Annotated in this window: 14 protein-coding genes; 5 read left to right on the forward strand and 9 right to left on the reverse strand. The window is 71.9% G+C overall.

Annotated features, from left to right (window positions below):
- The first annotated feature begins 118 nt into the window (after positions 1-118).
- Positions 119-433, forward strand: a complete 315-nt coding sequence (locus ACFV2X_RS24240) for a DUF6087 family protein (RefSeq protein ID WP_385619846.1) — start codon at positions 119-121, stop codon at positions 431-433.
- Between the two features lie 204 nt (positions 434-637).
- A complete protein-coding gene (locus ACFV2X_RS24245; RefSeq protein ID WP_385619849.1) occupies positions 638-1,516 on the forward strand; it encodes a Bax inhibitor-1/YccA family protein in 879 nt (292 codons plus the stop codon).
- A 115-nt stretch (positions 1,517-1,631) separates the two neighbouring features.
- On the opposite strand, the gene ACFV2X_RS24250 is transcribed toward ACFV2X_RS24245, so the two are convergent.
- Positions 1,632-1,862, reverse strand: coding sequence for a DUF4287 domain-containing protein (locus ACFV2X_RS24250; RefSeq protein WP_353594382.1), 231 nt, complete (start codon positions 1,860-1,862; stop codon positions 1,632-1,634).
- 123 nt (positions 1,863-1,985) lie between these two features.
- Between ACFV2X_RS24250 and ACFV2X_RS24255 the strand changes: the two genes are divergently transcribed.
- Positions 1,986-2,336, forward strand: a complete 351-nt coding sequence (locus ACFV2X_RS24255; RefSeq protein WP_385619851.1) for a hypothetical protein — start codon at positions 1,986-1,988, stop codon at positions 2,334-2,336.
- Positions 2,337-2,530: 194 nt separating this feature from the next.
- Here ACFV2X_RS24255 and ACFV2X_RS24260 read toward each other — a convergent pair whose 3' ends face one another.
- The 3 genes from ACFV2X_RS24260 to ACFV2X_RS24270 form a co-directional block, all read right to left on the reverse strand.
- Positions 2,531-3,520, reverse strand: a complete 990-nt coding sequence (locus ACFV2X_RS24260; RefSeq protein ID WP_385620017.1) for a hypothetical protein — start codon at positions 3,518-3,520, stop codon at positions 2,531-2,533.
- Positions 3,521-3,876: 356 nt separating this feature from the next.
- Entirely contained in the window at positions 3,877-5,121 is a 1,245-nt protein-coding gene (locus tag ACFV2X_RS24265; protein ID WP_385619854.1) for an acetyl-CoA C-acetyltransferase, read from the reverse strand.
- 131 nt (positions 5,122-5,252) lie between these two features.
- Positions 5,253-6,281, reverse strand: a complete 1,029-nt coding sequence (locus ACFV2X_RS24270; protein WP_385620019.1) for an SGNH/GDSL hydrolase family protein — start codon at positions 6,279-6,281, stop codon at positions 5,253-5,255.
- A 220-nt stretch (positions 6,282-6,501) separates the two neighbouring features.
- On the opposite strand from ACFV2X_RS24270, the gene ACFV2X_RS24275 reads away from it, so the two are divergent.
- Positions 6,502-7,887 (forward strand): cystathionine beta-synthase, encoded by a 1,386-nt coding sequence (locus ACFV2X_RS24275; RefSeq protein WP_089507101.1) that lies wholly within the window; start codon positions 6,502-6,504, stop codon positions 7,885-7,887.
- A 322-nt stretch (positions 7,888-8,209) separates the two neighbouring features.
- Here the strand turns inward: ACFV2X_RS24275 and ACFV2X_RS24280 are convergent, their stop codons facing one another.
- A complete protein-coding gene (locus tag ACFV2X_RS24280; RefSeq protein WP_385619857.1) occupies positions 8,210-8,659 on the reverse strand; it encodes a hypothetical protein in 450 nt (149 codons plus the stop codon).
- A gap of 109 nt (positions 8,660-8,768) precedes the next feature.
- On the opposite strand from ACFV2X_RS24280, the gene ACFV2X_RS24285 reads away from it, so the two are divergent.
- Positions 8,769-10,190 carry an acyl-CoA synthetase gene (locus ACFV2X_RS24285; RefSeq protein WP_385619859.1) on the forward strand — a complete coding sequence of 474 codons (1,422 nt, stop codon included), beginning with the start codon at positions 8,769-8,771 and terminating at the stop codon, positions 10,188-10,190.
- An 89-nt stretch (positions 10,191-10,279) separates the two neighbouring features.
- Here ACFV2X_RS24285 and ACFV2X_RS24290 read toward each other — a convergent pair whose 3' ends face one another.
- From ACFV2X_RS24290 to ACFV2X_RS24305, 4 genes are read right to left on the reverse strand one after another with little or no spacing between them, the layout of a single operon-like run.
- On the reverse strand, positions 10,280-11,290 hold the full coding sequence (locus ACFV2X_RS24290; protein WP_385619862.1) for an ABC transporter substrate-binding protein: 1,011 nt from the start codon (positions 11,288-11,290) through the stop codon (positions 10,280-10,282).
- A 13-nt stretch (positions 11,291-11,303) separates the two neighbouring features.
- Positions 11,304-11,987: an ABC transporter permease gene (locus ACFV2X_RS24295; protein WP_385620021.1), complete on the reverse strand. Its 684-nt coding sequence runs from the start codon at positions 11,985-11,987 to the stop codon at positions 11,304-11,306.
- Between the two features lies 1 nt (position 11,988).
- Complete coding sequence (locus ACFV2X_RS24300; protein WP_385619865.1) at positions 11,989-12,630, reverse strand: ABC transporter permease; 642 nt, start codon at positions 12,628-12,630, stop codon at positions 11,989-11,991.
- On the reverse strand, positions 12,627-13,787 hold the full coding sequence (locus tag ACFV2X_RS24305; protein WP_385619868.1) for an ABC transporter ATP-binding protein: 1,161 nt from the start codon (positions 13,785-13,787) through the stop codon (positions 12,627-12,629). Before ACFV2X_RS24305 ends, ACFV2X_RS24300 begins: the two co-directional genes overlap by 4 nt.
- Between the last annotated feature and the right edge of the window lie 41 nt (positions 13,788-13,828).

The following is a 13,828-nucleotide window of genomic DNA, read 5'->3' on the forward strand; positions in this document are numbered from 1 at the left end:
GCGCGACCACACTGGCCCGCGGCGGCTGGACCGTCACCCTCTGACCGGCCGGGGTTCCGTCGACGGCACGAGCCCGGGCAGACTGGCAGCGCCAGACTATTCAGGGAGGGGAAAGCCCGTGGATGACGAGCCGTTGGAGGAGTGGGCCGCACGCCGGGACGCCCACCGGCCCACGCCCGGCGACCGCAAGGCCGTCCCCCTCAGCGACAGCCCCGAGCGCGCCCGGCACGTCGGCCCGGACGCCCCTCGCGGGATGCTGGAGTGGGACGGCCACCAGTGGACCCCGAGCGGTGTAGCCGACGACCACGCCGCAGCAGTGCAGGAGACCGGCCCGCACGATGCGGCGGAGCGCGTTCCCCTCCCTCGCTTCGGCGCCCTGCCGCCCGCCCCGGAGCGACCGTTTCGGCCTACCGAGGTGTTTCGCCGACCCTGAGCCCCTGGGCTGTGAGCCCTGGCTCGTCTGCTCCCCGTGGCAGACGGCCGGGGCCGGGTCGCCCGAGGTCTGTTGCGCGGGCCCGCATGGGCCTCGCGCCGTTCGCGCGTGCGTGGAAATATCCTCCCTGGGCACTAGGGTGCTTTCTTTGCTTACCTATTACTCTGTAGTCAAGGTCGCGCAGGGCGGCCATGGAGGAGTGAGATGAGGAGCAGCAACCCGGTCTTCTCGCGACGGGGGTTCAGCCGCGACGGCGGCTACGCGGGCTTCGGCGCGGCACCGCAGGCCGGGGGCCCCGCCGCAGTCCAGGGCAACCCGTACGCGCAGACGCAAGCACCGACCAACCCTTACGCGGCCGGTAACCAGCAGAATCTGACGCCCGAGCAGCTGCAGCAGATGTACGGCGCGCCGCCGGCGGGCCCGCTGCAGACCGGCCGTATGACGATGGACGACGTCGTCATGCGCACCGGCATGACGCTGGGCACCGTCATCCTCGCCGCCGCGGCCGCCTGGATCATGGAGCTGCCCGTCGCCGTCGGCTTCGGTGCCGCGCTCGTGGCGATGGTGCTCGGCCTCGTCCAGTCGTTCAAGCGCAAGGCATCGCCCGCGCTGATCATGAGCTACGCCCTCTTCGAGGGCGTTTTCCTTGGCGTCATCAGCCAGGTGTACAACGAGCGCTGGTCCGGCATCCCGATGCAGGCCGTGCTCGGCACGATGGCCGTCTTCGTCGGCGTGCTCGCCGCGTACAAGACCCGGCTCATCCGGGTGAACGCGCGATTCCAGCGCTTTGTGCTGGGCGCTGCCATCGGCTTCCTGTTGCTGATGTCGGTCAACCTGCTGTTCGCGGCCTTCGGCGGCGGTGACGGCCTCGGCTTCCGCAGCGGTGGCATGGGCATCCTGTTCGGCATCATCGGCGTGCTGCTCGGCGCCGCGTTCCTGGCGCTGGACTTCAAGCAGGTCGAGGACGGCGTCCGCTACGGCGCTCCGCGCGAGGAGTCCTGGCTGGCCGCGTTCGGTCTGACGCTGTCGCTGGTGTGGATCTACCTGGAGCTGCTGCGGCTGATCTCCATCTTCCGGGACTAGATCTTCGGGGCCTGGTCTTCCAGGTTCTCCAGGTGATCACGAAGGGCCCGCGGGGCAAGTCGCCCCGCGGGCCCTTCGCCATGTTCCGTTGTGTCGGGGGAGGGGATGGGGGAGGTCAGAGCAGCTTGCGCGCGGCCCGCCTCAGATCGTGCTCATGAATGATCGCCTTGGCGTGGCCGTACGCGAGCTGGTGTTCACCGCGCAGCCAGCTGACCTTTTCCTCGAAGCGGAAGAGGGCAGGTCCTTCGTCTACGGTGCGCAACCAGTCGGCGACTTCACGGCCGGTGCATTGGGGGATTCGGGAGAGCAGGTTCCGGTGGGTCTCTTCGGAGAAGGATTGGGACATCGGCGCCTCCGACGCGTCCGTTTTCCAGGCCGTTCTTCGTGGCCCGGGTGCGGTCCTTCAGCTCACCGTGCCTGACTGTTCGGCCGTTGGCAACAGTCCGTGGGTGGCGCATAGGCTCGCGATGTGAATGATGTGACCCCTCTGCTGACCGCCGTCGACCGGCTCGCGGACCGCCTGCGCGCCCTTCCGCAGTCCCGTCTGGGCCGGGGCGTGGCGGCCGAAGGTCTGGCGCTGGCAAGGGAATTGTCGGTGCGGGCCCAGCGGATCGAGGAGCCCGGGAGCGGCTCGAGGATCATGCCGGACGCGGGGGTGTTCGCGGTAGCGGACCAGGTGGCGGTGGCCGGTCATGATTTGGCGCATGCGCTGGAACGCGCGCCGGAGGGCGGCGGACGAGGCGGCGCCGGGGGTGGCGGGGAGGCGCTGGCCTCCGCGGTGGCGCTGGTGGAGGACACGGCCGGGCGCTGCGGCCTCTGAGCGGTCGCTGCCGCGCTCTCTCGGCGGTTCTTGGCGTCTCTCGGTGGCTCTCTGGGGGCCCGAGAACGGGTCTGAAGCCGCCTGTGAGGGCTTTGTGAGGGGTTTGTGGGCCATCGCGGGGATCGTTGGACCCGTCGGGGCCCCGGGGTCGGGTTCGGGGCCTGAGGGCGGCCTCGGGGGCCGGGCCGGTGCGGCTACAGCGAGGCGATGACGCGGTCGGCGAGGACGTACACCTGCTCGTCCCCGCAGCCGAAGGTCAGCGCGTAGGCGCCGAGCACGCCGGAGCTGCCCAGCAGTACCGGGGTGGGGCCTTCGAGCAGCGCGTCGGCCAGCCGCTCCGCCGTCTCGCGGTGGCCGGGGGTCATGCAGACCGTGGTGCCGTCGGCGAAGACGTACACATCGAGGGTGCCCAGCGGGCCGGGGCGTACGTCGGCGAGCGGGATATGGGCGTCGGCCAGCGCGGTGAGCCGGGCGACGGTCCGGTCGTGGTCGGCGACGCCGGGGTGCGGCGAGAAGTCGGGGTGCGAGGGATGGCGCCGGCGCGCGGCCGCCAGCTCGGCCGACTCCACGGCCTCGGCTGCGGGCTCCGTGCCCAGCCGCTCCGTACCCAGGCGCTCCGTGCCCAGGTCGAGGTCCAGGTCCACCTCGGTCTCCGTACCGACCTCCGTACCGACCTCCGTCACGGCCTCGGGCTGCCGGTCCGGCTCTCCGGCGGGGTCCAGGGTGTCGGGGCCGAGCGCGTCCAAGTCCAGCAGCGGCTCCACACCGCCCGGGTCGGCCTGCCGGGGTACGTACGGGATGAGGTCCGTCTGGGGCTCCTCGCCGAGCCCTGCCAGCCTGCCGAGCAGCGGATGCGCGTCGGTGGCCGCCGTGGTGTCCCGGGCCTCCTGCGCGGCCCAGAACGCCCGCGCCTCGGCCAGCTCGCGCTCCCGCTCCTCGGCGAGCGCGTCGGCGACGGCGGCGCGTATCTCGGCGGCGGGGGAGGCGGCGCGGGGCGCGGGGACCACGACGGCGTCCGGCTCGCCCGCCCGGTCCGGCCCGCCGTCCCGGCCGGCGGTGGGAGTGTTCGCCGCGAGCTCGGCGCGCAGCTCGGCGATCTGTCGCCGTACGCCGCGGGCGGTGAGCAGGGCGGAGGTGCCCACGGCCGTGGCGGTGGCCGCGGCCAGGAGGGCGGCAAGAGTCATGGGGCTCACTGACTTCACTCCCGGTTCCGGTAGATCCCCCGAATTCCTACCTCAGCTTGGCCTGCGGTGCCGACCCGTGTCAGTGCATAACATCACCAAGTGGACGGAAATCGGGCTCGGCAGGTGCGGATGACGCCCGGGATACCGCCGCTGAGCTGGGCTTACACCACTCCCCCAGGACGTTGGTCACATCCTGGGGGAGATTCGGTCACGACTCATCTGCTGGACGCAGCCGCTCCGCTCAGCTCAATTCAAGCTCAGCTCAGCCGCTCGTGCTCGTGGTCGCGCTTCGCTTTGCTTCCGCTGCGGGCAGGTGCCGCCCTCGTTCCTCGGGCGCCCCCTACCCTCCGCTCAGCTCAGCTCAGCCGCTCCAGCACCATGGCCATGCCCTGGCCGCCGCCCACGCACATGGTCTCAAGACCGAACTGCTTGTCGTGGAACTGAAGCGAATTGATCAGGGTGCCGGTGATCCGGGCGCCCGTCATCCCGAAGGGGTGGCCCACGGCGATCGCGCCGCCGTTCACATTGAGCCGGTCCAGGTCGATGCCCAGGTCCCGGTAGGACGGGATGACCTGCGCGGCGAACGCCTCGTTGATCTCGACCAGGTCGATGTCGCCGATCGACATCCCGGCGCGGGCGAGCGCCTGCTTGGACGCCTCCACCGGCCCGTAGCCCATGATCTCCGGCGAGAGCCCCGAGACACCGGTGGACACGATCCGCGCCAGCGGAGTCACACCCAGCTCGCGCGCCTTGGTGTCCGACATGATCACCAGCGCCGCGGCACCGTCGTTGAGCGGGCAGCAGTTGCCCGCGGTGACAAGACCGTCGGGGCGGAAGACCGGCTTGAGGCCGCGTACACCCTCCAGCGTGGTGCCCGCGCGCGGTCCGTCGTCCTTGCTGACGACGGTGCCGTCCGGGGTGGTCACAGGGGTGATCTCGCGCTCCCAGAAGCCGTTCTTGATGGCCTCCTCGGCGAGGTTCTGCGACCGTACGCCGAACTCGTCCATCTCCTCGCGGGTGATCCCCTTGAGCCGGGCCAGGTTCTCGGCGGTCTGGCCCATCGCGATGTACACGTCTGGGACCAGGCCCGCGGCGGAGCCGCTATCAGACACAGTCTCGCGCGGGTCGTGCCAGTCCGTGCCCTCCTGTTCGGCGCGCGCGGCGGTGCGGGCCTCGGCGTCCGCGAAGAGCGGGTTGTGAGTGTCCGGCAGCCCGTCCGAGGTGCCCTTCACCGAGCGGGAGACCATCTCGACGCCCGCCGAGATGAAGACGTCGCCCTCGCCCGCCTTGATCGCGTGCAGTGCCATCCGGGAGGTCTGGAGGGAGGAGGAGCAGTAGCGGGTGATGGTGCAGCCGGGGAGGTGGTCCATGCCCATCTGCACGGCCACGATCCGGCCCAGGTTGTGCCCCTGCTCGCCGCCCGGCAGACCGCAGCCGAGCATGAGGTCGTCGATGTCGCGCGGGTCGAGTTCGGGGACCTTGGCGAGCGCCGCCTGGACGATCTCGGCGGTCAGGTCGTCCGGCCGCAGGTCCTTGAGGGAGCCCTTGAAGGCCCGGCCGATGGGGGAGCGGGCTGCAGAGACGATCACGGCTTCGGGCATCACGGCTCCAGGGGGCGCGAGGGCTGGCGGGACTCTGAGGGAAGTTACCCGCACGTATCACGAGGGTCACGGCATCGGGGCTGTGATGCGGGCCTCTTTTTTCCAAGCGTATGCTCAGCGCCCCGTGCGTCCTACCGCGCCGCCGGGGGCGGGCCGGTGGAGGACGGGGCCTCGGCTGCGCTCGGGGCCCCGGGCGCCCGCTCCCCCGAGGTGCGGCCGTCGCGGCGCAGCAGCCGGGCCCAGGGGCCGCGGGCCGCGGTGACCTCCGTGCCGCCCTCGGCCGCCGCCGCGGCCGCGGCCTTGGCCACCGGCAGGATGCCCACGTCGCGGGTTTCCTCGGGCTCCTCGGGCCACAGGCCGAGCGCCCCGCACAGCGTCGGCAGCACGGCCATCGCGGCCGTGGCGTACCCCTCCGCCGAGGGGTGGTAGTTGTCAGGACCGAACAGCTCCCGCGGGTTGGCCGCGAATTCGGGCCCGAGCAGATCGCCCAGCGAGACCGTACGGCCGCCCTGCTCGACCACCCCGATGGTCTGCGCGGCGGCCAGCTGGCGGCTCAGGCGGCGGGCGACCCAGCGGAGCGGCTGGTAGACGGGCTCGATGGTGCCGAGATCAGGGCAGGTGCCCACCACCACCTCACAGCCGCCGTCGCGCAGCCTGCGCACCGCCTCCGACAGCAGCCGTACGGACTGGGCGGGCGGCATGCGGTGGGTGACGTCATTGGCGCCGATCATGATCACGCAGATGTCGGGGCGGGCCGCCGGATCCTGGAGCACCAGCGTGACCTGGCGCTCCAGGTCATTGGACTGGGCGCCGGGCTGGGCCACATTGTGCAGGTCGACGGGGCGCTCGGCGACCGCCGCGAGCCCGGAGGCGAGCAGCGCGCCCGGGGTCTGGCTGGGCCGGTGCACGCCCTGCCCGGCGGCGGTGGAATCGCCGAGGAAGGCCAGCCGCAGCGGCGGCCGGCCGGTGCGCAGGACGAAGTCGAAACCGTATCGGCCATCGGCGCGCGGGGGCGGGTCCTCGGACCCGCCGACCACCCGCTTCGCGTGGGAGACCTCGGTGAGCAGCAGAACGGCGGCCACGCCGCCCAGCAGCCCGATGCCGCCGCCTCCGTATGCCGCCGCGGCGGCGATCCGCCGCGCGACCCTGGCTCTCGACATAGACATGGCTCCGGCCCACCTCCGTCCACGCGCCTTGCTCCTTTGTACCCTTTTTTGTACGACTTGCTAACCACTTGCCGCCCGGCTTGTTGCCGCGTTCGCGCCCGGGCGCGATGCGCCGGTCAAGCGGTCACGGTGCGCAATAAGCTGGGCAGCACGGGCCCGCGACAGCGGCCGCCCTGACCGCGGAGATCCCGCTGATATCGGACCTGGAGCAGGTGTGCAGTACTACGATTCGATGATTGAGCTGGTCGGCAACACCCCGCTGGTAAAGCTCAACAGCGTCACCGAGGGCATCCGGGCGACCGTTCTGGCCAAGGTCGAGTACTTCAACCCGGGCGGCTCGGTGAAGGACCGCATCGCCGTACGGATGATCGAGGCCGCCGAGCGCTCCGGCGCGCTGCGGCCGGGCGGCACGATCGTCGAGCCGACCTCCGGCAACACCGGCGTCGGCCTGGCCATGGTCGCCCAGCGCAAGGGCTACAAGTGCATCTTCGTCTGCCCCGACAAGGTGTCCACCGACAAGATCAATGTGCTGCGGGCGTACGGTGCCGAGGTCGTGGTCTGCCCGACGGCCGTGGACCCCGAGCACCCCGACTCGTACTACAACGTCTCGGACCGCCTGGTGCGCGAGACCCCGGGCGCCTGGAAGCCCGACCAGTACAGCAACCCCGACAACCCGCGCTCGCACTACGAGACGACCGGCCCCGAGCTGTGGGAGCAGACGGAGGGGAAGATCACCCACTTCGTCGCGGGCGTCGGCACCGGCGGCACGATCAGCGGCACCGGCCGCTACCTCAAGGAGGTCAGCGACGACCGGGTCCAGGTCGTCGGCGCCGACCCCGAGGGCTCGGTGTACTCCGGCGGCAGCGGCCGTCCGTATCTGATCGAGGGCGTCGGCGAGGACTTCTGGCCGACGGCCTACGACCGGACCGTCGCCAACCGGATCGTCGCGGTCTCCGACAAGGACGCCTTCCAGATGACCCGGCGGCTCGCCCGCGAGGAGGGGCTGCTGGTCGGCGGCTCGTGCGGGATGGCCGTGGTCGCGGCGCTGCGGGTGGCCGAGGAGCTCGGCCCCGACGATGTGGTGGTCGTGCTGCTCCCCGACAGCGGCCGCGGCTACCTTTCCAAGATTTTCAACGACGAGTGGATGGCGGACTACGGCTTCCTGGAGGAGGAGGGCCCGGCGGTGCGCGTCGGCGATGTCCTCCAGGGCAAGGAGGGCGGGCTGCCCTCGCTGGTCCATATGCACCCGGACGAGACGGTCGGTCAGGCGATCGAGGTGCTGCGGGAGTACGGCGTCTCGCAGATGCCCATCGTCAAGCCGGGCGCGGGGCACCCGGATGTGATGGCCGCCGAGGTCATCGGCTCCGTGGTGGAACGCGAGCTGCTGGACGCGCTGTTCGCGCAGCGCGCCGCGCTGACCGACCCGCTGGAGAAGCACATGAGCGCGCCGCTGCCGCACGTCGGCTCGGGCGAGCCGGTCGAGGACCTGATGGCGGTGCTGGGCGGGGCGGACGCTGCCATCGTGCTGGTGGAGGGGAAGCCGACCGGGGTGGTGAGCCGGCAGGACCTGCTGGCGTACCTGGCGAAGGGGCAGCGCTAGCCGCCGCTTCGGGGCGCAACTCCCGCTGTGGAAAAGGTCGTACGCCCTTCCGGTAAGTGGTACGTGGGTGTCACGCGCTCGCAGCACGGGCTTAACACAGCTCCGGCAGATTAGTGGGTGTCGGAAAGGACGACACCGACACCCGAAAGCGGCGACAAGGACCTCCGGAGCGGCTCCCGGACCTCCATGGTCGCCCCGGACGTGGCAGCCAGGCCCTGGCCCGGCCCGCGTCCCTCGCGGGGACCGCCGTCGTCCCGCCCTCGGTGCTCACACCGGGGTGCGGCGGTTCCCGCGACATATTTTTATCCCGTCGTCTACTCGCCTACTCGTCCCACTCGCTGTGCGACTTCTCGCGGCGCAGGCGGCGCAGCCAGGCGAAGCCTCCGGACGCGTGCACCGCGTTGACCGCGACGATGCCGGCCCAGGTCACCACCAGCCCGGACAGTCCCGTGTTGACCGCGGCGATCGCGGAGAGCGGGATGGCCAGTACGAGCGAGGTCGCGACGAAGGCGAAGCGCTCGCCGAACCCGATCCCGACACCGGGCCCCTGGCCGGGCCGGCCCGGCCCATGGGGGCGGGTGCCGCGGGCGGCGGCCATCTGCTGCTCGGCCAGCTGCCGCCGCACATGGCGGTCCGCGGTGTCGTTGAACCGCTGCTCGACCTTCTCCATGAAGGAGTCGACCAGCTCCGTCTCGTACTCGGCCCCCAGCTCCTTGCGGGTCTGGAGGGTCGCGTCGAGTTCGCGCTTGAGATCGGCGTCCCGGCTGTCCATGCTCCGACGGTACGGTCTCAGGGACGTGTTGTCGGTGGGGCTAGCCCCCCGAAACGCGTGGGGGGACAGGTACCCGTACCTCCCGGCCCGCTGTGGAAGGAGCCAGTCCGTGTCCGCACCTCTGCTTACGTCCCTCGCCGAGCCGGGAGGCGAATCGGGAGGCGACCGCCCCGACGCGCTCACCGTGGGCGGCCGTGCCTGCTCCCGCGAGGAACTGCTCGGCGCCGCGGGCGCGGTCGCGGCCCGGATCGCCGGGGCGCCGGTCGTCGCCGTACGGGCGAGCCCGACGGCGGAGACGGTGACGGCCGTGGTGGGCGCGCTGCTCGCCGGGGTGCCCGTGGTGCCCGTACCGCCGGATTCCGGGCCCGCGGAACGGGACCACATCCTCCGGGACTCCAAGGCCGCGCTGCTGCTGACGGGTTCACCGACGGGTTCGCCGACGGAGGAGGACACCGGGCCCGCCGCCCCCGTCGAGACCGTCCCGGTGGACCTGGCCGAGCGCGCGGCGTGGAGCGGGCCGGAGCCGGACCCGGAGTCGACGGCGTTCGTCCTCTACACCTCCGGCACCACCGGCGCGCCCAAGGGCGCCCTGATCTCCCGGGGCGCGGTCGCCGCCGACCTGGACGCGCTGGCCGGGGCCTGGGCCTGGACGGCGGAGGACACGCTGGTCCACGGCCTGCCGCTGTTCCATGTGCACGGGCTGGTGCTCGGCGTGCTGGGCGCTCTGCGGGTGGGCAGCCGTCTGGTGCACACCGGCCGGCCGACCCCCGCGGCGTACGCGGCGGCGGGCGGCAGCCTGTACTTCGGCGTGCCGACGGTCTGGCACCGGGTCGTCCAGGACCCCGACGCGGCCCGCGCCCTGTCCGGCGCCCGCCTGTTGGTGTCCGGCAGCGCCCCGCTGCCCGCGCCCGTCTTCCGCGATCTGGAGCAGCTGACCGGGCACCTGCCCGTCGAGCGCTACGGCATGACCGAGACGCTGATCACCATCAGCACCCGCGCGGACGGCGAGCGCCGCCCCGGCTACGTCGGCACCCCGCTGTCGGGCATCCGTACCCGCGTGGCCGCCGAGGAGGGCGCGGAGATCGGCGAGTTGCAGCTCACCGGTCCGACCCTGTTCGACGGGTACCTCAACCGCCCCGAGGCGACCGCGGGTTCGTACACCGAGGACGGCTGGTTCCGCACCGGCGACATCGCCGCCATCGAGCCGGACGGCTTCCACCGCATCGTCGGCCGGGCCTCCACCGATCTGATCAAGTCCGGCGGCTACCGGATCGGCGCGGGCGAGGTCGAGAACGCGCTGCTCGACCACCCGGCGGTGCGCGAGGCGGCGGTCGTCGGCGCCCCGCACGAGGACCTGGGCCAGCAGATCGTGGCGTACGTGGTCGCCGACGGGGTGAGCGAGGCGGAGCTCATCGACTTCGTGGCCGGGCAGCTCTCCGTCCACAAGCGCCCCCGCAAGGTCCGCTTCCTGGAGGCGCTGCCGCGCAACGCCATGGGGAAGCCCCAGAAGAAGCTGCTGCCCCCGGCCTGATCCCGGCCTGATCCCCGCGTGATCCCCGCTTGAGGAATAGGGATGGGCAGCGCGGCCCCGCCCGGGCCGCGTTGCCCTCCGGCGCGGCGCTATCCCTTGGTGAGGCCGTTCCGCTTCGCCCAGTCCGCCGCCACGTCGTCCGGGTCCTTCTTCTCCACGTCGACCAGCTTGTTCAGCTTGGCCAGCTCCTGCGTGGTGAGCGCGCCGCCCAGACGGGCCAGGGCCCTGCGGACCTTGGCGTCGGCCTTGGCGCTGCGGATGACGGGGACGATGTGCTGGGCGGGGATGAGCTGCTTGGGGTCGGCGAGCATGATCCAGCCGTTGGCCTGGATGTCGGGGTCGGTGCTGAAGAGGTTGGCGACGTCGACGTCGCCCTTCTTCAGGGCGCCCTTGACCAGCGGGCCGGAGGCGTCCAGCGACTTGAACTCCTTGAAGGTGGTGCCGTACACGTCCTTCAGGCCGACCAGGCCGACGACCCGCTTCTTGTCCTCCGCCGGGCCGCCGAAGACCAGCTTGCCGTCGAGCTTGTGGAGGTCGGCGAGGCTGCGCAGCCCGTGCTTGTCGGCCGTCTCCTTGGTGACGGCGAAGACGTCCTTGTCCTCGGCGGCGGCGTAGGGGAGGGCTTCCAGGGCGGCGGGGAGGGCGACGGCCAGGGCGTTCTGCAGATCGCCGGCCTCCGTCTGCTTCGCGGTGTCGTCGAAGTGCAGCAGCAGGTTGCCCTGATATTCGGGGAGCAGGTCGATATCGCCCTGCTGGAGGGCGGGGATGACGATCTCGCGGGAGCCGAGGTTGGGGCGGACGCTCGCCTTGACGCCGGCGCCGCGCAGCGCCTCGGCGTAGAGGTAGCCGAGGATCTGGTTCTCGGTGAAGTTGGCGGTGCCGACGACCAGGCCGCCCGAGCTGCTGCCGCCGCCGGAGCCGCCACCGCCGGAGCCTCCGTCGAGCGAGGTGACGCCGCCGCAGGCGGCGAGGGTGGGGAGGGCGGCGGCGCCGAGGAGGCCGCCGAGCAGGGCCCTGCGGGTGGGGCGGGGAGTCCGGGAGGTCCGGGGGTCCTGGGAGGTCCGGGGGCCCTGGGAGACCCGGGGGTTCATGGGGGTCATGCGGGACTACTCCTCAGTGCGAGTGGGCGTGCGAGGGCGCGGGGCGGTTGCGGAACAGCAGGCGCTGCACTCCGGCCAGCGCCAGGTCCAGGGCGATGGCCAGTACGGCGACCAGCACCGCCCCGCCCAGCACCTGCACCAGATCGCGCTGGGCGAGCCCGTCGAAGACGTACCGGCCGAGCCCGCCGAAGCTGACGTACGCGGCGATGGTGGCGGTCGCCACCACCTGCACGGCGGCCAGCCGCAGCCCGGTCATGATCAGGGGGAGCGCGAGGGGGAGCTCGATCTGGAACAGGACCTGGTGGGCCCGCATGCCCTGGCCGCGCGCGGCGTCCTTGACCTCGGGGTCGACGGCGGCCATGCCCGCATAGGTGTTGGTGACGATGACCGGCACCGCGAGGGCGACCAGCGAGATGTACACCGGCCACATGCTCAGCCCGCTGGCCAGGAAGACCAGCGTGACGAGGCCGACTGTCGGCAGCGCGCGCCCGAAGCCGGCGAGGTTGATGGCGAGGAAGGCGCCGCGGCCGGTGTGGCCGATGAGCAGGCCGACGGGGAGGGCGATGAGGGTGGCGACGAGGGTGGCCAGGAGCGAGTACTGGGTGTGCTCCAGCAGGCGGGTGGCGATGCCCTCGGGCCCGGACCACTGGGATCCGCTCGTGAGCCAGTGGACGAGGTTCTTCAGCAGCTCGATCATGTCAGGCACGCCTCCTCAGCCACGGGGTGCACAGCCACTGGACGGTCACCAGTACGGCGTCGGCGACCAGCGCGAGCAGCAGGGACAGGGCGACTCCGGCGACGACCGGGGTGGGGTAGTTGCGCTGGAAGCCGTCGGTGAAGAGCTGGCCGAGGCCGCCGTATCCGATGTAGCTGGCCACGCTGACCAGCGAGATCGCCATGACGGTGGCGACCCGGACGCCCGCCATGATCACCGGGAAGGCGAGCGGCAGCTCGACGGTGAGCAGGGTGCGCAGCGGGCGGGTGCCCATGGCCTTGGACGCCTCGCGGACCTTGGTGGGGACGCTGTCCAGGCCCTCGACGGTGTTCCGGAGCAGCACGACCAGCGTGTAGATGGTCAGGCCGGTGATCGCGGTGGTGCGGGTGAGGCCGGTGACCGGGAGCAGCAGCACGAAGATCGCGATGGACGGGATGGTGAACAGGATGTTGGACAGCCCCAGCAGCAGCCCCCGCAGCGGCCGTACCCGGTGCGCGACCACGGCCAGCGGCAGCGCGATCAGCAGCCCGAAGAGTACGGAGGGGATGGCGGTGGACAGATGGTCGACGGTGAGCCGGACGAGGTCGTCGCGGTGGTCGGGAAACCAGTCCCAGTCGATGGTCATGCCGTCACGCTCGCGGCGGCGTCCTGGGCGTCGGGGTCCTGGGGGTCTTCGGAATCCTGAGAGCCGGAGTCCTGCGTCGTGGCGGCCCGCGCGGCCACGGCGTGGCGCCGCCCCGCGTGCTCATGGATCAGCTCGCGGTCGGTCACACCGGTCAGAACGCCGTCCGCGTCCACCCGGGCGACCAGCCCGGTCGGGGAGGCTATCGACTCGTCGAGGGCGGACAGCAAGGAGTCGCCGTCGCGCAGTGCACGCACCGGCAGCAGCGGGGCCCGGTCGCCCTGCGGGCCCTCGGTGTCCCGCCAGCCCAGCGGCTCGCCGCGCTCGGAGGTCACCAGCAGCCAGCGCCCGCCGTCCCCCGTTGAGCCCGCCTCGGCGGTCGGCGCGGGGCGCTGCGGTACGTCGGCGAGCGTGGACAGCGAGAGCAGCTTGAGGCCGCGCTCGGCGCCGAGGAAGCCCGCGACGAAGTCGTCGGCGGGGTCCGCCAGCAGCTCGGCGGGCGGTGCGCACTGCACGAGGTGGCCGCCGGTGCGGAAGATCGCGATCCGGTCGCCGAGCCGTACCGCCTCGTCGATGTCGTGGGTGACGAAGACCACGGTCTTGCGCAGCTCGCTCTGCAGCCGCAGCAGCTCGTTCTGGAGCTGCGTCCGTACGACCGGGTCGACCGCGCCGAACGGCTCGTCCATCAGCAGCACCGGCGGGTCGGCGGCCAGCGCGCGGGCGACGCCCACGCGCTGCTGCTGTCCTCCGGAGAGCTGATGCGGGTACCGCTTGCCGGCATCGGCGGTCAGGCCCACCAGCTCCAGCAGCTCGGCGGCGCGCGCCCGCGCCTTGCGGCGGCCCCAGCCGAGCAGCAGCGGGACCGTGGCGATGTTGTCCAGCACCGTGCGGTGCGGGAACAGCCCGGCCTGCTGGATGACGTAGCCGATGCCGCGCCGCAGTTCGGCGGCGTCGGCCTTGCGTATGTCGCGGCCACCGACGCTGATCGTGCCGCTGCTCGGATCGACCATCCGGTTGACCATCCGGAGGGTGGTGGTCTTACCGCAGCCGGAGGAGCCCACGAGGACGGTGATGTCGCCCTCGGGGAGTTCGAGATCGAGATTGTCGACGGCAGTGGTGCCGTTCGGATAGTGCTTGCTGACGTGCTTGAAGCTGATCATCCGCTTCCCCTTGCCCTGTCTGCATATAGTCATGCACAGTC

The sequence above is a fragment of the Streptomyces sp. NPDC059679 genome (assembly GCF_042734105.1).
Classification (GTDB): Bacteria; Actinomycetota; Actinomycetes; order Streptomycetales; family Streptomycetaceae; genus Streptomyces.

Coding starts and splice junctions, on each gene's coding strand:
- ACFV2X_RS24295 (WP_385620021.1), bottom strand. CDS start 11,987: ATGATCGAGCTGCTGAAGAACCTCGTCCACTGGCTCACGAGCGGATCC.
- ACFV2X_RS24250 (WP_353594382.1), bottom strand. CDS start 1,862: ATGTCCCAATCCTTCTCCGAAGAGACCCACCGGAACCTGCTCTCCCGA.
- ACFV2X_RS24245 (WP_385619849.1), top strand. CDS start 638: ATGAGGAGCAGCAACCCGGTCTTCTCGCGACGGGGGTTCAGCCGCGAC.
- ACFV2X_RS24290 (WP_385619862.1), bottom strand. CDS start 11,290: ATGACCCCCATGAACCCCCGGGTCTCCCAGGGCCCCCGGACCTCCCAG.
- ACFV2X_RS24300 (WP_385619865.1), bottom strand. CDS start 12,630: ATGACCATCGACTGGGACTGGTTTCCCGACCACCGCGACGACCTCGTC.
- ACFV2X_RS24260 (WP_385620017.1), bottom strand. CDS start 3,520: ATGACTCTTGCCGCCCTCCTGGCCGCGGCCACCGCCACGGCCGTGGGC.
- ACFV2X_RS24270 (WP_385620019.1), bottom strand. CDS start 6,281: ATGTCGAGAGCCAGGGTCGCGCGGCGGATCGCCGCCGCGGCGGCATAC.
- ACFV2X_RS24265 (WP_385619854.1), bottom strand. CDS start 5,121: ATGCCCGAAGCCGTGATCGTCTCTGCAGCCCGCTCCCCCATCGGCCGG.
- ACFV2X_RS24280 (WP_385619857.1), bottom strand. CDS start 8,659: ATGGACAGCCGGGACGCCGATCTCAAGCGCGAACTCGACGCGACCCTC.
- ACFV2X_RS24305 (WP_385619868.1), bottom strand. CDS start 13,787: ATGATCAGCTTCAAGCACGTCAGCAAGCACTATCCGAACGGCACCACT.